We start from the raw sequence: 20,000 nt of genomic DNA, 5'->3' as shown, positions 1-20,000 counted from the left end.
GCATTTTATTTATCGTTAAAATAAGATGCGCTGAGTAAAATAAAAAAGGCAGATATTTATCTGCCTTTTTTATTTTGAATCTTAAGCACATTTTTTCGTTAAGTTAATTTAGTTAAATCCCTGACTGCTCCTTGATCCGCACTTGTTGCTAGCATTGCATAGGCTTTTAGTGCCGCGCTTATTTTTCTGGGCCGAGGTTTTGCTGGCTGCCAAGCATTTTCACCCAAAGCTTCTCTTGCTTTGCGCCGCGCGCTTAGTTGCTCTTCTGTTAACAAAACATCAATTGTTCTGTTCGGAATATCAATACGTATTTTATCGCCATTTTCAACTAGCGCTATATTTCCACCAGCGCCAGCTTCGGGTGAAACATGTCCGATCGATAAGCCTGATGTGCCTCCAGAAAAACGGCCATCAGTTAATAACGCGCAAGATTTGCCCAAACCTTTTGATTTTATATAACTGGTTGGGTAAAGCATTTCTTGCATGCCTGGTCCGCCGCGAGGGCCCTCGTAGCGAACCACAACAACGTCGCCTTCCTTAACTCTATCGGCAAGAATATTTTCTACAGCTTCATCTTGACTCTCTACAACATGAGCTGGCCCTTCAAATACCCAAATACTTTCATCAACCCCGGAAGTTTTTACGACACAGCCGTTAAGCGCAAGATTTCCGGTAAGTACGGCTAAACCTCCTTCTTGGCTAAACGCATGTTCAACACTGCGAATACAGCCATTCTCTCTATCCGCGTCGAGGCTTGGCCATCGAGTGTCTTGACTAAACGCTTGTTGAGTTGGAATACCTGCTGGGCCAGCTTTAAAAAATTGTTTAACCGCTTCATCCTTGCTTACAACAATATCCCACTTTGCCAAAGCATCACTCATTGTGCTGGAGTGAACGGTTGGAAGTTGGTTGTGCAGCAAGCCTCCTCGATCAAGTTCCCCTAATATCCCCATGACCGCTCCGGCGCGATGAACATCTTCCATATGATATTTTTTGGTGTTTGGTGCAACCTTGCACAACTGAGGGACTGTTCTAGAAAGACGATCAATGTCGGCTAGAGTGAAATTTAGTTCACCCTCTTGCGCTGCTGCTAATAAATGCAGAATGGTGTTTGTTGATCCGCCCATAGCGATATCAAGTGACATCGCGTTTTCAAATGCTTCAAAATTCGCGATGCTGCGAGGTAATACGGAGTAGTCATCATCTTCGTAGTATCTTTTTGCCAAACTGACAATCGTTCGGCCCGCCTCTAAAAATAATTCTTTCCTGTCGGCATGTGTCGCTAAAACTGAACCGTTGCCAGGCAACGAGAGACCCAATGCTTCAGTTAAACAATTCATTGAGTTGGCAGTAAACATACCTGAGCAAGATCCACATGTAGGACATGCAGAACGCTCGTACTCAGCAACTGTTTCATCAGAAGCCGAATCGTCGGCAGCGATGACCATCGCATCGATTAAATCCAAACTATGCTCAGAGAGCTTTGTTTTACCGGCTTCCATCGGTCCGCCGGAAACAAAAATAGTAGGGATATTTAGACGCATAGCCGCGTTCAGCATTCCTGGGGTAATTTTGTCGCAATTTGAAATGCAAACCAGGGCATCGGCACAGTGTGCATTGACCATGTATTCGACAGAGTCAGCGATTAGATCGCGAGAGGGAAGACTGTAGAGCATGCCGTCATGCCCCATGGCGATGCCGTCGTCTACCGCTATGGTGTTGAACTCTTTAGCGACTCCGCCAAATTTTTCGATCTCACGAGCAACTAATTGGCCGAGATCTTTCAAATGGACATGACCCGGAACAAATTGTGTGAAAGAGTTCGAAATCGCGATGATAGGTTTCTGAAAATCATCATCCTTCATGCCAGTGGCACGCCATAGTGCTCTTGCCCCAGCCATATTACGGCCTGCGGTTGAAGTTTTAGAACGATAAGCGGGCATGGAAACCTCTCAAATAAAATAGGAGTGTTACAGATACAAATATACAGGCTGGGTTATTTCGACTTGATACTCAGGCCAGAAAACACCTTAACTTCTGAGGCCGCATAGAATACCAGAAGGGGGGCTGATTGCGAATTCAGCGGACATTGGACCATGCAATTTTGACCAAGCAATTTAGGCTAGGCAATCAGTTGCTTAACGAATACCTTCGAGTTGCGCTGATAGTTATAGAGTTCTTTTTTTGGCGAAGGCAGCATGTCAATGTCGCCTTGTCGAAATCCATGCTCGATGAACCAATGAGCTGTCTGAGTAGTTAACACAAACAGGGAGCGGACATTGAGTCGAATTGCCAGCTTTTCGATATTTTTTAGCAGTTTGGCTCCACGGCCATGGTGTTGATAGTCAATTTTAGTTGCAACACAGGCCAGCTCAGCGGCGTCTTGGTCGTAGGTGTAAAGCGCAGCACAAGCGATAATCGCGCCGTCCTTTTCGATCACATGAAATTGATTTATTTCTGTTTCTAATAACTCTCGCGAACGCCTTACCAGAATACCTTGTTCTTCCATGGGCTCGAGCAGTTCAAGGATGCCACCGACATCATCAATCGTTGCCTGACGTAAAGTCTCGTAACTATCACCGTAAATCATCGTGCCAGCGCCATCGCGACTGAACAACTCTTCGAGTAAAGCACCGTCTTCTAAATAACTGATTAAATGACCCCTGGGCACGCCTGCGCGAGAAGCTTTGAAACAAGCACGTAAACTTTGACTGCAAATCGAATTGTCGTTGCTAGGAATTTTCGCAATTAGTTTCTCACAATCTAATAAATTAAATTCTCTTTGTAAGTTATCGGATTCGTCAACGATACCGATGCCATCTACTAAGCCGATAATTTTGTCGGCATTTAGCGAAGATGCGATGGCAGTGGCAATATCTTCGTATGACAAATTGAAAACTTCACCGGTTAGCGATACACCAAGATTAGAAACCAAAACAACTGCACCATTATCTAAAGCTGATTTAATTCCGTTTGCATCAACTCGTCTGACTTTTCCGGTAAATTGAAGATCGACGCCATCAATAACCCCTTGCGGCATTGCCGTTACAAAATTCCCGCTCACCGTTCGAATGTGCGAACCGTGTAAAGGCGAGTTAGGTAAACCTGCCGAAAGCGCTGCTTCGACTTCAATTTTCAGCGCACCTACGGCACTGTTGATGATGCCCATATGGTTTTCTTCGGTAATTCTTAACCCGTTCTGAAAACTTGAATCAAGATTATTTTTTCCCAGCGCGTCGTCAATTTGTGGGCGTGCGCCATGAACCAAAACGAGTTTAATGCCGAGACTATTAAGTAGGGCAATGTCGTTGACCAATAGATAAAAATTCTCATGATTTATACACTGCCCCGGCAACATAATGACGAAAGTTTTGCCCCTGTGCGTATTAATATAAGGCGAGGCGTTTCGAAACCATTGAATAAAATTATCGTCTTTCATCGGGCACTAAATTCTCAATTGTATATTTTTCACGACTGCAAAAATCGAACAAGTGTGTCTAAGGTATTTAATGATGTCAATCATTTGGCAAATGACATTTAATTTTCTGTTAGATAGTTACCGCAACTAATTCTGTTTTTGCAAACAAAATTGTTGAATTAATTGACCAATCATTTCAATGGCAGGTTGAATCTGATCGAGCGCAATAAACTCGTTAGGTTGATGGGCCTGGTCTATTGATCCTGGACCGAAAACAATTGTTTCCATGCCTAAGGCCTTCATAAAGGGTGCTTCCGTTGCAAAAGCAACGCTTTCGGCGCTATACCCACTAAGTTTTTCCGCCGCTTGAACTAAAGCAGAGTGTGCTGATTCTTCGAAAGCTTCAACGCCGCCAATTAGAGACTCACATTCAATAACGGTCCTTGTTTGAGTTCGTATACGATCTAATCTGCCGTCTATAAGCGTACGTAATTCTTCAATGTCCATTCCGGGTAGAGGGCGCAGATCATAATGCAATTCACAACTGCCACAAATGCGATTGGGATTATCGCCACCATGTATGTGACCTAAATTTAGTGTAGGAACGGAAACATCGAAACCGAGGTTAGAATTTTTTGCCTGCAATTCTGCTCTGAATAACAAAAGATCGCCTATCACCTGATGCATTGCTTCCATTGCATTGTTACCTAATGCAGGGTTTGAAGAATGTCCGGCAAGGCCTTGCACACGAATGGACTCCATGATGATGCCTTTATGCATACGTACGGGTCGCAATCCTGTGGGTTCGCCAATAACCGCATAGCGGGCTTTTGGCTTTCCCATTGCCGCCAGTTCACGTGCGCCGGACATTGAGCTTTCCTCATCCGCGGTAGCTAAGATGATCAGGGGTTGCTGGAGAGGTTTACCGATAATTTTTTTTACCGCTTCAATGACGACAGGAAAAAATCCTTTCATGTCCGTTGCGCCCAAACCGTAAAATCGACCATCTTTTTCCGTTAATGAGAAAGGGTCTTGCAACCATCGATTCTCGTCATAAGGAACTGTATCGGTATGGCCAGCCAATACTAAACCGCCGGGGCCACTGCCTAAGCTGGCGATAAGATTCGCTTTGTTAGGCTGATTGTGCACTGGAATAATTTCGGTATTGAAACCCAATTCAGCGAACCAGGTTGCAAGCAGATCAATAACATTCCTGTTGCCCATATCCCAGCGCGCGGAGGTGCTGCTAACGGAAGGAAGCGCAACGAGTTGCGACAACTGCTGTTGGTAATTCTGATCTAAAAATTTGTTTGAAATCGCCATAAGCTCAATTCAGAGATTTTTTGTTGGGGGGCTTAAATTATCACTCTTTAAACAAGAAAGATTGTTCCTTTTGAGAATAGTGTGACCCTTCCGGAAATCAATACTCGATTAGCGGTCAATTCTACATGAACCGTACCGCCCCGGCGGGATAATTGTTTTGCCACCAGTGTATGTTTCCCGAGCCTCTCCGCCCAATAAGGAGTGATTTTTGTATATGCAGAACCTGTTACTGGATCTTCGAGGACTCCTTTTGCCGGTGCGAAAAAACGACAAACGAAATCACTGTCTTCCCCTGGTGCGGTGATTACAATTCCTCGATAGGGCAGATTCTTTAATTTAAAAAAGTCGGGTAGGAAGCTCTCGATATCCGCTTGTTTCTCGTAAACTGCTACCAGGTCCTCTCCAGCTAATACCTTTGTAGGCGTTGTTCCTAATGCGTCATTAATCTTCTGTGTTAAATCAACTTCAGAAATAGCTTGAACAGGAAAATTCAATGTTAGCCCCTGATGAGAATTGTTAACGTACAAAGGGCCGCTTAGTGATGAAAACTCGATAGTATCAAAGTCATAATCTAATTCCTTGAAGATCACATAAGCACTCGCGAGTGTCGCATGACCACAAAGCTTTACTTCAGTTTCAGGGGTAAACCAGCGAATGTGAAAACGGTCTTCTTCACCAACAAAAAAAGCGGTTTCCGATAGATTAATTTCAGCGGCAATAGACTGCATTGTTTCGTCGGGTAGCCAAGTCAAGAGCGGGCACACTGCTGCGGGGTTGCCAGCGAATTGAGCACTTGAAAATGCATCGAGGTGAAATACGTTTATATTCATGTCTATAGTTCTGCCTGGAAGTGATAACAAAAAATATTAACCGAACTGCAGTAAAAGCTGAATGCGATTTTTAAAGTAAAAATCGATAAAGGTTAATATATTTTTCAAGGCGGGAAATTTAAAGATGACAAAAAATTGTCATCTTTAAATTAGTCAAATTATAAAAATATCTAAAAAACGAATCGTAATGAGAGGGATTTGAACATCAAGACAAAGTTATTTTAAAGATGTAGAAAAATATAATCGCTAAGACTGCACCAATAGGTAAGGTAATTATCCATGACATAAAAATGGTGCCAATGACCTTTAGGTTTAACGCAGCGATCCCCCGCGCCATGCCAACACCGAGTATGGCACCAACAAGGGTGTGGGTTGTCGATACTGGAAGTCCCGTAGCAGAGGCAAATACGACTGTTGCCGCTGCACCAAGCTCGGCAGCAAATCCTCGGCTCGGGGTGAGTTCAGTAATTTTTCGGCCAACGGTGGCAATTACTTTGTAACCGTAAGTTGCGAGACCGGCCACAATTCCCAAGCCACCTAGGAGCAAAACCCAGCTCGGCATCACTGATTTTGCGGCTATGGTGCCGGTATCAATAACGCCATAAATAGCGGCTAATGGCCCTACCGCATTCGCAACATCATTCGATCCGTGCGCAAAGGCCATGGCGCAGGCTGTAAAAATCATTAACACTGCAAATATTTTTTCAACATCGGCAAAGCGATTTCCTTCGTTATTATCTTGTTGTTTTATTTTTCTAAATAAAAACATGCCAAGTAGCGCAACCATGATTCCGGCAATTGCGGAGATACCCGCAGATTCCCAAAAATTAATTTTTAATCCAGCATCGCTAAATACATATTTTAATCCTTTTACCATGGTGACCATCGAAATTAAAAAGCCAACGGCAAACATATAAAACGGAATATAGCGCTTGGCATTCTGAAACGGATTGTTCGAATTAAGAATTAACGCTTGCACGCTGCGAAATAAACCAAAAGAAATTATGCCTGCGAGTAAGGGCGATACCAGCCAGCTCGCAACGATGCTGCCAACTTTCCCCCAGGCGACGGCGTCCGGAGAAATACCAACTGCTGCGAAGCCAACTATCGCGCCGACAATAGAGTGGGTTGTTGAAACGGGCCAGCCCCAAATACTGGCGACTAACAACCATGTCCCCGCCGCTAATAACGCGGATAACATCCCGTACACCAGTAACTCAGGTGAACCCTCTAAGAAAGTAGGATCAATAATTCCTTTGCGAATAGTGGAAGTAACTTCGCCACCGGCGAGGTAGGCGCCCAAAAATTCAAAAACCATTGCGATGCAAATCGCTTGTTTGATGGTGAGTGCTCGTGACCCTACAGAAGTTCCCATCGCATTGGCTACATCATTAGCACCAACACCCCATGCCATAAATACACCGAACACACAGGCAAGGATTAATAGTACGTTGCCGTACTCAGCGATTACCGACATTGATGACCTCTCTCAGACTATCTTTAACTTTTTATTTTTTAAATTTTTAACGAGTTTGCTGTTCAATTTGCAACAAGTTTTTTATGAGCAATTATCTTGCGAGCAGTAACTGCAATCGACTTCCCACTTTCTGTGCGCAATTTGATAGATCCCCAATTAATTCAATCACGCGATATAAGAAAATCACATCGACCGGATTGTAATTGGATTCGATGGCATAAAGCGCGGCACGAATTTCCACCTCAATCTTGTCGGCGTTGTGTTCTCTATCATCAAGCTCTTCAATTAAATTTTCGACAACCGTCAGCTCCTTGCCGCTAAATCCGGTTTCTAGCAATTCATCTAATTCATTAATTGCGACCAAGGCTTGGTTCACGGCATCTACAGCCGATTGCACGAAATTTTGCATTGTTGTTTGAATAGAATCAGGAATTTGCATTTTGCGTCCAAGCATTATTCCTGCGATATCCCGTGAGCAGTTAGCGATCGCATCTTGCATCGATAACAATTCGAGCAAATCCGTGCGGGGTACAGGCAGAAATAAACTTTTCGGAAGATGCATGCGCAAGTTCTTCTTTAGGTCGTCAGCCTCATTTTCTTTATCCGCGATGCCTAACTGTAGTTTCTCCGCCTGGGTCCAATCATTGGCTATAACGGCGGAGAAAAATGGCACGAGTTCGTTGGCTGTGGCACAAGCAACAGTCATATGATCTTGCATGGGCTTGATGGGCGACTTACCGAATAAGCTGGTAAAAGGGTTACTGATAGCCATTTCTCAATTCCTAGGGTTATCGGGCTAAGGGAAAAGCGGCCGTCATTATGGCAAAAATGTGACAGAATGACTCTCGTTTTGAGGCTTAGGCCGCTTTTTTTTATTCGCTCTATGGCGTCGCGCTACAGGCCGCTGTGATTAGCGGCTACAATCCTTAGACAGAACTGCCGCATACTGAGGGATAGTTGGAGTAGACTATTGAGTTTTAGTGAATATGCCACAGTTGAGGATTCTTGGTGTGAGCATAATTATTCAGATAGTTATTAGGAAAGTTATATGAGTGAGGCTGCGTTAGCGGAGCGAATGCTTGATTTGCGTTCTTTATTGGGTGATCTGGTCGCAGATGGGCTCATTGATCAGGAGGAGTCGAACCGGATTTCTGGCGCTGCACGTACTCGCGAACAGGCGGTGATGCATCCCCTGAGTTATATCGGCAGTGAGCAGCTGAAAGACTGTAAACGCCCTGGCAAAACCTTAAGTTTGGATAACCTGACAGAATGGCTCGCCGAAAAAGCGGGTCTTCCTGTCGTACATATTGACCCCCTCAAAGTAAAAGTCGCCGCAGTGACCGACGTTATGTCCTATGCCTTCGCAAAGCGCCACGGCATATTGTGTGTTGACGTTAACGCCGAGCAGGTCACAGTTGCCACAACCCAGCCTTTTGTTAACGCTTGGGAGTCACAGCTAGAGCACACAGCGAGACGTTCGGTACGCCGTGTCATGGCTAACCCTGCCGATATCGAACGCTTCATGGTGGAGTTCTATACCCTATCCCGTTCGGTCTCTGGTGCATCGGGTATGAATACCGCTAGTAGTGCTTCGAACTTTGAGCAGCTCCTAGAATTGGGTCAAATGGGTGATCCAGAAGCCAACGATCAACACATTGTTAATATTGTTGATTGGTTATTGCAGTATGCCTTTGACCAGCGAGCCAGTGATATTCATATTGAACCCCGACGGGAAGTGGGCAAGGTTAGATTTCGAATCGACGGTGTACTCCATCAAGTCTATGAGTTGCCTGCCGTCGTCAATACTGCGGTTACCAGCCGTATCAAAATTCTCGGGCGCATGAACGTTGCGGAAAAGCGCAAGCCTCAAGATGGGCGGATAAAAACTAAGCGTGCCGACGGGAGCGAAGTTGAATTACGACTTTCCACCTTGCCAACAGCATTTGGCGAAAAAATGGTGATGAGGATTTTTGATCCCGATGTGTTATTGCGCTCTTTCACAGAGCTCGGGCTTACCGGTGAGGACTATGCTAAATGGCAATCGATGGTCACCAAGCCCAATGGCATCGTGTTAGTCACCGGGCCAACCGGCTCAGGTAAAACCACCACGCTGTATTCGACACTTAAGCAATTAGCAACGCCTGAAGTCAACGTCAGCACCATCGAAGATCCAATTGAAATGGTTGAAGAAGCCTTCAATCAAACTCAAGTGCAAAGCCAAATTGGCCTCGACTTCGCTGCTGGTGTCCGGACTTTAATGCGACAAGATCCAGACATCATCATGGTGGGTGAGATCCGTGATCTGGAAACGGCACAAATGGCTATTCAAGCCTCGCTCACTGGCCATTTAGTATTATCGACTTTGCATACCAATGACGCGCCGACATCGTTAATGCGTTTGCTTGACTTAGGTTTGGCAACTTACTTGGTGAAATCCACTTTGTTGGGCATTGTTGCCCAGCGTTTAGTGCGAACTTTATGTCCTCACTGCAAAAAAGAGAGTGAAATTGATCAAACTGCATGGCGAGATCTTGTTCGGCCGTGGAAAGCGCCCGGCCCGGAAAAATTATTCAAACCCGTCGGCTGTTTAGAATGCCGAAATACTGGGTATTACGGTCGACAGGGTATTTATGAAATTTTACCGCTTAGTGATTCAATTAAAGAACTCATTACAGATCAATGCGATTTGATGACTTTGAGAAAACAGGCGATGAAAGAAGGTATGCGTTCTCTGCGTTTGGCGGGGGCTCAAAAAGTTGCCGCTGGTGAAACGACAATGGAAGAAGTTATGCGCGTGGCACCTCCTCCGAATATAGCAATTTAAGTTGATTGCAATCACTAACAAATAGCCGAACCGAATTAAACTATCTCGCGTTTTTATAATTGACCGCATCACAATATGCTATCTACTCCCGAAATCCCTTCCGAATTATTGGCAACATTTGACCAATTTAAAAATGATTGGTTTGAATTTTGTGTTGAAGAAGAAAAAAATCTTTTCGAGAATCACATTGTAAATAATGAAACATTGCTTACGCAGTTAAAAACGGCTGTTGTTGGTAGCGAGTTTGTCACCAAACAACTTTTATCCTTGCCCAACTTGATGAGTGAGCTGATAAAAGATGATCTCAATGTTTCAAAATATTTTTCTAGAGAGTCTATAGATGACTATTTAGAAAAAAATCTTATTCAAGATAGCAAAGAAAATTTCGATAAAAGTTTACGCCATTGCCGCCGACGTTTTATGGCGAGGATAATTTGGCGAGATTTCAATAGGATCGCCGATCTCGATGAAACTACCAAAGAACTAAGCGAGTTTGCCGCTGCCTGTATTCAACGATGTGTTGATTATCATCAGTATCAATTATCTGCACAATGGGGTTTGCCTGTCGATTCAGCGGGCAATGTGCAAACGTTTCTAGTGGTGGGTATGGGAAAGCTTGGTGCATTTGAATTAAATGTATCTTCCGATATTGATCTAATTTTTAGTTATCCGGATTCGGGAAAAACGTTGTCGAAGAATAAAATTTTGAGCAATCAAGAATACTTTATTCGTTTAGGGCAAAAAGTTATCCAATCTTTGGATACGGTTACCGTCGATGGATTCGTGTTTCGCGTTGATATGCGCTTGCGACCTTACGGACAAAGCGGCCCTTTAACTGCCAACTTCGACTCTTTTGAGAATTATTATCAAACTCAAGGTCGCGAGTGGGAACGCTATGCGATGATCAAAGCACGTGTCGTTGCGCAAAGTTCTCAACAATCTCTAAAAGTCTTAATAGATGAATTAAATCTAGCAGAACAAGTAAGGTTAACAGCTGGTACAGTATTTCAAGAGCAACTGATGGCTCTACTACAGCCATTCACTTATCGTCGGTATGTGGATTATTCAGCGATAGATTCAATGCGCGCAATGAAACAGTTGATTCAGCGAGAAGTTGCTCGAAAATCTATAACCAGCGATGTGAAGCTTGGTGCTGGAGGGATTCGAGAAGTTGAATTTATTGTTCAGATATTTCAATTGATCCGCGGCGGTCGAGATCTACAGTTGCGAGAGAGGCACTTGTTAACAGTATTGCCGATGTTGGCTGAGCTCGGTTGTTTGCCGGATAATATCGTCACGAAATTATCAGAAGCTTACAAGTTTTTGCGCAATACTGAACACGCGATTCAAGGTTTCCAAGACCAGCAAAGCCAACGTTTGCCTGTTGATAAAAGCGATTGTTTGCGGCTTGCATGGCTGCTGGGTTTTTCAAGCTGGGCGGAATTTCAAGAGCAGTTACAAACTCATCGCGACTTTGTTAACCAACAGTTTCAATCTGTAATTGCCTCGCCTGAGAAAAAAACGACTGATCATGCGGCACGAAGTCCAGAGTGGGAGTTGATCTGGCAAGGTACCTTGATTGAAAAAGCCGCGACTCAATTTATTACCCAGCAAGGTATTGAAGACGCAGACACAGTGATCACTTGTCTGGATGAGTTGCGTAGTAGCCGACACGTTTTGAGTATGCAGGCAGGGGCGCGTGATCGTTTAGATACTTTAATGCCAATGTTTTTGCAGGAGCTGTCGCAGATCGAAAATCCTAGTACGAGCTTGCAACGCATCTGCAAAGTTCTCGATGCGGTGGCAAGGCGAAGTGCTTACATCGTTTTACTGGTCGAAAATCCCGTAGCACGCACCCAGCTACTAAAATTGTGCGCCGCTAGTCTTTGGGTGGCAGATCAAATCGCAGCGCATCCGGTTTTGCTTGATGAGCTACTTGATGTCCGTCATTTATATTCCCCGCCTGATGTCGAAAAGCTGAGAGACGAGTTACAGAGAGAGCTTTTACGATACGGTTGGGATGATTTAGAAAATCATATGGAAACATTGCGTTACTTTCGTCTATCGCACGCTTTAAGGGTTGCCGCGTGTGAAGTGACGGGCGCCTTACCCTTGATGAAAGTTAGTGATTATCTAAGCAATATCGCCGAGGTCATTTTACAAAGTGTGTTCGAGCTTTCTTGGCAACAATTGATTGCCAAATATGGCAGGCCTCGACGTGCCGACGGCAGTGTTTGCGATCCAGGATTTGTAATTGTTGCCTATGGCAAACTCGGTGGGATCGAACTAGGCCATGGGTCAGATCTGGATTTAGTGTTTGTGCATAATGCCGATTCTTTATTGGATACCGATGGCCCAAAACAAATTGATAACGCGACTTTTTTTGCGCGTTTGGGCCAAAAAATTATTCACATTTTGAATACTCAAACTCCTTCCGGCCAGTTGTATGAAGTTGATATGCGCCTACGTCCTTCCGGCAACTCCGGTCTCTTAGTGTGCTCCCTGATTGCGTTTGAAAAATACCAACAAAGCGAAGCCTGGGTATGGGAGCATCAGGCCTTAGTAAGAGCGCGGGTTGTTGTTGGTTGCGACCAGCTGCGTCAAGACTTTGAAGAATTGCGTAAAAATGTCCTTTGCCAGCCACGTGATATCGCCGAACTGCGAGAAAAAGTGATTGATATGAGGTTGAAGATGCGCGCCCAGTTGGGCAGCAAAAATATTCATGGCGCGGACGGCGAGTTAAGCGAGCAGTTTCATATCAAGCACGATGCGGGTGGTATCGTAGATATCGAATTTATGGTTCAATACGCGGTTCTAGCGTGGGGTGACCAGCATCCTCTGCTAGCGAAATTTACAGATAATATTCGAATCCTTGGCGTCCTCGCAGAAGCCGATTTAATGAGTCGGGAACAGGTCAACAAATTAATCGAGTGCTATAAAACTTATCGGTCTACCGTGCATCGTTTAACCTTGCAGGGTAGCTCAAGTGCGGTATCTGGCGAGCAATTTTTGGAGCAACGCAAAGAGGTGATCAACATTTGGCAGCAGTTGATGTTGAGCTAATTGATGCTGAACTAAGTGTTCTTCACCTTGTTCTTTTTGAATTAAATTTTTGAAAGGTAATTCGAGATAAGTAAAAAACTTTTCGAATTAAAAAATATAAAGTTTTAGGAGACTTTAATGTCATTTGCAGATAGAGACGGTGTGATTTGGATGGACGGTGAATTAGTGGATTGGCGCGATGCCAAAATCCATGTCCTCACCCATACATTGCACTATGGCATGGGTGTTTTTGAAGGCGTTCGTGCTTATGACGCCGGTAAATACGGAACCAGTATTTTTCGCTTGCTTGATCATACTGACCGACTATTTCGATCTGCGCATATCATGGGTATGGACATGCCCTTTAGCAAAGACGAATTAAACGCGGCACAAAAACAAGTGGTTCGAGAAAATAAATTGACCGAAGGCTATCTTCGTCCGATGGCTTTTTTGGGCTCAGAAGGAATGGGATTGCGAGCCGATAATTTAAAGACCCATGTTATGGTCGCAGCCTGGGAGTGGCCTTCATACATGAGCCCGGAAGCAAGAGAAAAGGGAATTAAAGTTCGAACCTCTAGCTACACCCGGCATCACGTTAATATTTCAATGTGTAAAGCAAAAGCAAACGGTCACTACATTAATTCTATGCTGGCCTTGCGTGAAGCCTTGGAGAGCGGTTGTGAAGAAGCCTTGTTGTTAGATAACGAAGGCTATGTCGCAGAAGGTAGCGGAGAAAATATTTTTATTGTTCGCAATGGTGAACTTTACACGCCTGAACTGACTTCCTGTCTTGATGGTATAACCCGCGATACGGTTTTCAAATTAGCAGCCGATTGTGGTTATACCATTCATGAAAAACGTATTACTCGCGATGAAGTTTATATCGCCGACGAAGCATTTTTCACTGGTACAGCTGCAGAAGTTTTGCCGATCTGTATGCTAGACGGACGCGTCATTGGTGCCGGCAAGCGCGGCCCGATCACAGAAAAACTACAATCAATGTTTTTCGATGCCGTACGAGGCGGCAATGATGAGCATCCAGAATGGCTTGATTCCGTTCACGAATAAATCATCTATTGCAGAGTGAAGAAAGTAGCTTTCCGAATCTGCGTTTCAACTTCTTGTTCTCGGTCATGAGCGATTGAGAACACTGGCCAAGGGCGTACAATGCGCCCTTGGCTTATTCTTCCTGACATCCTATGACTGAAACACCAACTCAGCGAATACTAATCGTCGGACCCTCTTGGGTAGGCGACATGGTGATGGCGCAGCCTTTATTTCGATTGCTGAAATCTAAACATCCCAATTCAGAAATTCATGTTCTTGCGCCCGCCTGGACACGCCCTCTTAGTGCTCGCATGCCCGAAATTAGTGGCAGTATCGATATGCCAATTGGACACGGAAAATTGTTAATTGGTGAGCGTTACAAGCTTGGTCGATCACTGAGAGATAAATTTGATCAAGCGATCGTGTTGCCTAATTCTCTAAAATCCGCGCTGATCCCGGTATTTGCGAAAATCCCACTGCGCACCGGTTGGCGTGGCGAAATGCGTTTCGCTTTGCTCAATGACATACGATTGTTAAATAAGAGTAAATACCCCTTAATGGTGGAGCGTTTTCTCGCTCTCGCTTTGCCAGTCGGTGCAGAGCTACCCTCTCCATTACCGCGCCCTAAACTCACCATCGATCAGCATCGTCTGCCGGAACTCATCAATAAAATGGGTTTAAGTCGAGATAAGCCCGTTTTGGCTTTGTGTCCGGGTGCAGAATTTGGCGCCGCAAAACGCTGGCCCGAACAACATTACGCCAACGTAGCAAAGCAAAAAATATCGCAAGGTTGGCAAGTGTGGGTCATGGGCTCGGCTAAAGATCGTGAAGTCGGCGAGAATATTCGGCAGCACCTTGGTGAAGAGTATGGTTCAGATTGCGTCAACTTAGCGGGAAGCACCGAGTTGGCAGAAGCCATTGATATTCTTTCAATGGCGGATGCTGTCATCAGTAACGATTCGGGATTGATGCACATCGCCGCTGCTCTAGATAAACCTTTGGTTGCGGTTTACGGTTCGACCTCCCCGGGGTTTACTCCCCCGTTGAGTGAAGCCGTGTCAATTGAATCAATTGCTGTAGAATGCGGCCCTTGCTTTAAACGAGAGTGCCCATTGGAACATTTAGAATGCCTGACAAACTTATCCCCACAGCAAGTATTGCAGGGTTTAGATAAAGCCTTAGCTATCGCTCAGGGCCGCGCGCGAACTATCGATGTGCAGGAACTGAATTCAAGGGTTTAAAGAAACACCCGTTTAAGTTAAGGGATCGGCCAAAAACGATTTTAAAATTTTGTAAGTTAGGTCGCAGTAATACAAATTAATTTATATTCAAGAAAAGTAACAGCATGCGTGTATTGGTAATAAAAACTTCTTCAATGGGTGATGTCATTCATGCTTTGCCCGCGTTGACCGATGCTAAACGAGAACGACCGGCGATCACTTTTGATTGGGTTGTTGAAGAGGCGTTCACAGAGATCCCCCGCTGGCATCCCGCCGTCGATCAGGTTATTCCTGTGGCTATTCGACGTTGGCGGAAAAATATTTTTAATATTCTTGGTTCAAATGAATGGCGTCAGTTTAAAACCCAGTTACGCAAACAACATTACGATTTGGTTATTGATTGCCAAGGCTTAATTAAGAGTGCTTGGATTGGCCGATTAGTTAAAGCACCGGTTGCAGGCATGGATAAACATTCCGCACGCGAACCCATTGCAGCGTGGTTTTATCGGCATAAATACTCCGTTGATAAAAACATGCACGCGATAGAAAGAATTCGCCAACTTTTTGCTGATGCTTTGGGGTATGAAAAACCGAAAAGTCGCGGCGATTACGGTATTGATAGGCAAAGTTTTTACGGCGCTTCTTTGGAGTCTGCCAACATTGTTTTTTTACATGCGACTACACGCGACGACAAGCTATACCCGGAAGCGTATTGGCGCGAGCTGGCAAAAAAACTTATCGCTGATGGTTATCGAATACGGTTGGTGTGGGGCGAAGAGCATGAGCATGCACGGGCTTTACGCATTGCTGAAGGAATCGAAGGCGTAGAAGTTTTGCCCAGGCTTAATCTACATGGCGTCGCGTGTGTGCTTGCACAAGCTAGCGCTGTAGTAGCGGTTGATACTGGCCTTGGGCATTTAACAGCAGCACTAAATATTCCCGCGATTTCTCTTTACGGTCCGACAAATCCAGACTTAGTGGGTGCCTATGGTGAAAACCAATTCCATATTTGCAGTGCTAGTGACCAAGAGAACAAAGCTGAATCTGGTTCTGAAACGGAATCGGCCGGCTTGGCAAAACTCGAGCCCGATACGATTTATGATTTGTTACAAAGAAAAATTCTCGCGCAAAGCGAAACAGTTGTTTTTCAAAAGTTGTCATGAATTTAGCTTTTGTCCTTTTTAAATATTTTCCTTTTGGCGGTATGCAGAGAAATATGCTGGCCATCGCTAAAGCCTGCGTCGCACGGAATCATACGGTCACTATTGTCTGCAGTGAGTGGCAGGGGGAGAAGCTCGATTCGGTTCAAGTAGAGATTTTTCCTATCGGCGGCTGGAATAATGGTTTGCAGATGGAGAATTTTTATAACAAATTTAGGGATTACAAAAAAAGTCAGCGATTTGATTTAGTTGTTGGTTTTAATAAATTTCCTGAGCTAGATGCTTATTATGCTGCTGATTCATGTTTCGCCAAAAAAACCTTTGAAGAAAGTCCCTGGCTTGCAAAATTCACCAAGCGTTCAAAAATATATTTAGAATATGAATCGGCGGTTTATGCAAGCGCGGCAGAAGGCAATAAAGGCACTCAAATCTTAGAGGTGTCGTCTAGTGAGCGTCCGATCTATAGGAAATACTATAATACCGAGGCCGAGCGCTTCCACTTGCTTCCTCCAGGTATAAGTAAAGATAGAATTGTTTTTGAATCGAAAATAAAGAATAAGAATGAAGTACGGCGTGAATTGAGTGTGTCCGCAGATGCTACTGTTTTTATTGCAGTTGGCTCAGGCTTTAAGACCAAAGGTTTGGATCGAAGTCTTCAGTTGCTCGCTGATTGGATTAATAAACACGACACTAATTCTTACTTGATTGTCGTGGGGCAGGACCGACCTTTTTCGACAAGACGATTTAAAAAATTTGCGGAAAAGTTATCAATTACAAAGCACGTCAAGTTTTTAGGTGGGCGCGACGACGTCCCGCGATTACTGCAGGGAGCCGACGTGCTATTGCATCCTGCTTATAAAGAAAATACAGGTAACGTATTGTTGGAAGCTATGCTCGCTGGTACCCCGGTTGTGGCGAGTGCGGCCTGCGGTTACGCGCATTATTTAGAGGGTGCTGAGATGGGTGAGGTCGTGATGAATCCGTTTTCGCCATCATCTTTTTTGAGCGCAGTCGAAAAAATTATGGCGGTAAATACCTCCGTGTGGCAACAGCGAGCTGCTAGACTCGCTACAAATGAAGAGCTATTTTCTAGACCTCAGCGCGTAGTGGATTTGTTGGAATTGTTTCAAGATACTTTGCAAATTAATAATGGCCTAGAAACGGCCCAGGCGACCTTGTCATGATGATAATTTTACGCGGTGCATTTGCTAAAGACTGGACGCAAAATAATGCTTTTGACCGGGTTAAGGAAATTCGTGGTCAAGAAATTCGAAATAAAGAGGGTCGCCGGACGGTGCGATTCGAATACAACTCGAAATTTTATTATTTAAAGCATCACACAGGAATTGGTTGGGGCGAGATAGTTAAATGTCTCAGTCAACTAAAACTACCCGTTACCGGCGCAGCGAATGAGTGGCGTGCAATTAATCGCTTATCTAGCCTCGGCGTAAAAACATTAACACCTCTAGCTTATGGCTTGCGTGGCGCTAACCCCGCTAAGATAGAATCGTTTTTAATTACAGAAGAATTAACAGGGACGATTTCTCTCGCAAAATATACCGAACGTTGGCCACAATACCCGCCTACTTTTAACTCTAAACAAAAAATTATTGAAACCGTTGCGACAATATCGAGAGCTATTCATCGCGATGGAATTAATCATCGTGATCTCTATATTTGCCATTTCTTATTAAAACGTCAAATCGATTTGCTTTCTGGTCCGGTGATGCATTTGGTTGATTTGCACCGTGCTCAGTGTCGGTCAGCCGTGCCAAAGCGTTGGTTAGTTAAAGACCTGGCGAGTCTTTATTTCTCGTCCTTAGATATCGGATTAACTCGTCGCGATATTTTTCGATTTCTCAAAATTTATTTTAATAAGCCTTTAAAAGAAATAATAACTTCCGACGGCGAATTACTTACTGCGGTTCGACAGCGTGCCTTGCAATTATATCGTCGAGACTTTGGTCAAGAACCCGCTGTGATTTATTAGCAGCTATTTAGTTTGAGTAAAGCACCAGTCAAAACGTGGCGGCTAACTATTCTATGAATCGTCAGTATTTTGAGAAAATTGCGCAATCACTGGCTTCGGGAAGCCTGCAAGATGAAGCTTGGCAGCTTGTGCCAAGCTCTATCTCGGCACGTGTTGCAAAATCCTATGATGAGAAAAGTGGCGAGTTTATTTATTGCAAAGTGTTTTTGCCTCGCAATACACTGGAAATAGTAAAGCAATACCTACGTGGTAGCCGAGCCAGACGCGCTGGGGATAGCGCTAGTCTGTTAACGCAGCTAGGGTTTGAAACGCCGAAGGTAATCGAAAGCGGCACGCGTACAGCTTATAGTTGGCTTGTTACCGAAGGTGTAAACGCTGTAGGCCTTGGCGATTATGTAGATAAGTGCCTAAGGGGAAAGCTGTCACCTGAGCGGATACGATGGAAAAGAAATATTATTACCGCGCTCGGTACTTTGGTTGGTAGGCTTCATAAAAAAGGTATCGTTCATGGCGATTTGCGCTTGAATAATATATTAATTGATACCCAGAGCATAACGCCTAGGTTCTACCTTGTTGACAATGAAAGAAATCAATATTTTTCGAACAAAAAAGTGTTGCCAAAAGAATTAATGATTAAAAATTTAGTGCAAGTCGCATTGTTATTTCCACCTTACGGATCGCGACTAGATCAATATCGATTCATTAAAGCGTATCGACAACAAATGAATAGTCTAACTGCAGGCCAATTTAATGAAATGCTACAGACGGTAGACAACAAAATAGCAGAGCGCCTAAAAAAATTAGCGAAAAAACCCGCTTGGCAAAATTCATTGGATCTACGTGTAATTGAGAACCTTCCTGACTAATGATACCGATTAAATTAAAACAACTGAGTAACCAGCATTTGCACGGTTTCGTCGTTGATCTCCCTTTGGTAAAGGAGTGTTTCCTTAGCGATGATTTCTCAAAGGTATGGATAGAAAGGCAGATTATAAAACAAGATGCCCATCGTTCAGTAAGCATATTGCGTTTTACAGATGATAAAGAATATTTGGTGAAAGCCAGCGAGAATACATATCTGAACCGTTGCAAAATTGTACTCGGCGTAAAACCCAGCGGTAAAACGGTACTTGCACGAATGCTAGCCATAAAAGCAGCGGGTGTTTCGATTCCCCAACCCTTGGCTAGTATCGTTTTTGCGTCACCTGAGTCTCTTGAATTACAAGTGATGGAATATTTACCTAAGGCAGTAACTCTGCACGCTTGTATCACTCGTTTACTTAACGAAGATCTTTCGGCAATTAACCAGTTGGTGAAGGCTGTTTTATCGGAGCTTGTTATACTTCATCGCATCGGCCGCATTCATGGCGATATGAAATTGAATAATGTAATCCTGGCGCGAGATTCGATTTTTCTGGTCGACATTGATGGCCGGTTAGCCAAAAAGAATGGACGATTATTTCAAAAAGATCTCGCGCGTTTTTTGGTCGGTTTGATAGAAGTTAAAGCGCCTCAGGAAGTCTGTCAAAGCGTGGTGAAGGCTTACGCAGAAGCGATGGATATTAATGATGAGTATTTTTTCGATGGTGTACGCGGTTTTGTGAAGAAAATAATGAAGCGCCACAGTATGAAAAATACTAATCTACCAGAAAATACGGCGACCCAGTAG

General features: G+C 44.2%; 15 protein-coding genes. 9 read left to right on the top strand and 6 right to left on the bottom strand.

From position 1 onward, the window contains the following. Positions 1 to 98: 98 nt before the first annotated feature. The 6 genes from ilvD to ACYUCY_RS14345 all read right to left on the bottom strand — a co-directional run bounded on the left by ilvD (position 99) and on the right by ACYUCY_RS14345 (position 7,820). Complete coding sequence (ilvD, locus tag ACYUCY_RS14370) at positions 99 to 1,943, bottom strand: dihydroxy-acid dehydratase (RefSeq protein ID WP_460227209.1); 1,845 nt, start codon at positions 1,941 to 1,943, stop codon at positions 99 to 101. Positions 1,944 to 2,122: 179 nt separating this feature from the next. Next, positions 2,123 to 3,439, bottom strand: a complete 1,317-nt coding sequence (gene argA, locus ACYUCY_RS14365) for an amino-acid N-acetyltransferase (protein WP_460227208.1) — start codon at positions 3,437 to 3,439, stop codon at positions 2,123 to 2,125. 126 nt (positions 3,440 to 3,565) lie between these two features. Further along, entirely contained in the window at positions 3,566 to 4,741 is a 1,176-nt protein-coding gene (argE, locus tag ACYUCY_RS14360) for an acetylornithine deacetylase (RefSeq protein ID WP_460227207.1), read from the bottom strand. Positions 4,742 to 4,788: 47 nt separating this feature from the next. After that, the gene (locus tag ACYUCY_RS14355) at positions 4,789 to 5,571 is read right to left on the bottom strand and encodes a PhzF family phenazine biosynthesis protein (RefSeq protein ID WP_460227206.1); all 783 of its coding nucleotides are present in this window, start codon (positions 5,569 to 5,571) and stop codon (positions 4,789 to 4,791) included. A 205-nt stretch (positions 5,572 to 5,776) separates the two neighbouring features. Next, a complete protein-coding gene (locus tag ACYUCY_RS14350; RefSeq protein WP_460227205.1) occupies positions 5,777 to 7,048 on the bottom strand; it encodes an inorganic phosphate transporter in 1,272 nt (423 codons plus the stop codon). A gap of 91 nt (positions 7,049 to 7,139) precedes the next feature. Next, positions 7,140 to 7,820, bottom strand: a complete 681-nt coding sequence (locus tag ACYUCY_RS14345) for a TIGR00153 family protein (protein ID WP_460227204.1) — start codon at positions 7,818 to 7,820, stop codon at positions 7,140 to 7,142. A gap of 276 nt (positions 7,821 to 8,096) precedes the next feature. Here ACYUCY_RS14345 and ACYUCY_RS14340 point away from each other — a divergent pair, with 276 nt between their 5' ends. From ACYUCY_RS14340 to ACYUCY_RS14300, 9 genes are all read left to right on the top strand, one after another. Continuing rightward, positions 8,097 to 9,872: a GspE/PulE family protein gene (locus ACYUCY_RS14340; RefSeq protein WP_460227203.1), complete on the top strand. Its 1,776-nt coding sequence runs from the start codon at positions 8,097 to 8,099 to the stop codon at positions 9,870 to 9,872. 75 nt (positions 9,873 to 9,947) lie between these two features. Continuing rightward, a complete protein-coding gene (gene glnE, locus ACYUCY_RS14335; protein WP_460227202.1) occupies positions 9,948 to 12,935 on the top strand; it encodes a bifunctional [glutamate--ammonia ligase]-adenylyl-L-tyrosine phosphorylase/[glutamate--ammonia-ligase] adenylyltransferase in 2,988 nt (995 codons plus the stop codon). A gap of 117 nt (positions 12,936 to 13,052) precedes the next feature. Next, complete coding sequence (locus ACYUCY_RS14330) at positions 13,053 to 13,982, top strand: branched-chain amino acid transaminase (RefSeq protein ID WP_460227201.1); 930 nt, start codon at positions 13,053 to 13,055, stop codon at positions 13,980 to 13,982. Between the two features lie 131 nt (positions 13,983 to 14,113). Beyond that, complete coding sequence (waaF, locus tag ACYUCY_RS14325) at positions 14,114 to 15,202, top strand: lipopolysaccharide heptosyltransferase II (protein ID WP_460227200.1); 1,089 nt, start codon at positions 14,114 to 14,116, stop codon at positions 15,200 to 15,202. Between the two features lie 104 nt (positions 15,203 to 15,306). After that, on the top strand, positions 15,307 to 16,344 hold the full coding sequence (rfaC, locus tag ACYUCY_RS14320; RefSeq protein WP_460227199.1) for a lipopolysaccharide heptosyltransferase RfaC: 1,038 nt from the start codon (positions 15,307 to 15,309) through the stop codon (positions 16,342 to 16,344). After that, positions 16,341 to 17,525, top strand: a complete 1,185-nt coding sequence (locus ACYUCY_RS14315; RefSeq protein WP_460227198.1) for a glycosyltransferase family 4 protein — start codon at positions 16,341 to 16,343, stop codon at positions 17,523 to 17,525. The genes rfaC and ACYUCY_RS14315 overlap by 4 nt, the downstream gene beginning before the upstream one ends. Continuing rightward, a complete protein-coding gene (rfaP, locus tag ACYUCY_RS14310; protein ID WP_460227197.1) occupies positions 17,522 to 18,331 on the top strand; it encodes a lipopolysaccharide core heptose(I) kinase RfaP in 810 nt (269 codons plus the stop codon). Before ACYUCY_RS14315 ends, rfaP begins: the two co-directional genes overlap by 4 nt. Positions 18,332 to 18,384: 53 nt before the next feature. After that, a complete protein-coding gene (locus ACYUCY_RS14305; protein ID WP_460227196.1) occupies positions 18,385 to 19,197 on the top strand; it encodes a lipopolysaccharide kinase InaA family protein in 813 nt (270 codons plus the stop codon). Further along, the gene (locus tag ACYUCY_RS14300) at positions 19,197 to 20,000 is read left to right on the top strand and encodes a BUD32 family EKC/KEOPS complex subunit (RefSeq protein WP_460227195.1); all 804 of its coding nucleotides are present in this window, start codon (positions 19,197 to 19,199) and stop codon (positions 19,998 to 20,000) included. Before ACYUCY_RS14305 ends, ACYUCY_RS14300 begins: the two co-directional genes overlap by 1 nt.

It is taken from the genome of Aurantivibrio infirmus (assembly GCF_054767315.1).
Note: the sequence above shows the minus strand (reverse complement) of the source record. Positions and strands in the feature narration are given on the sequence as shown.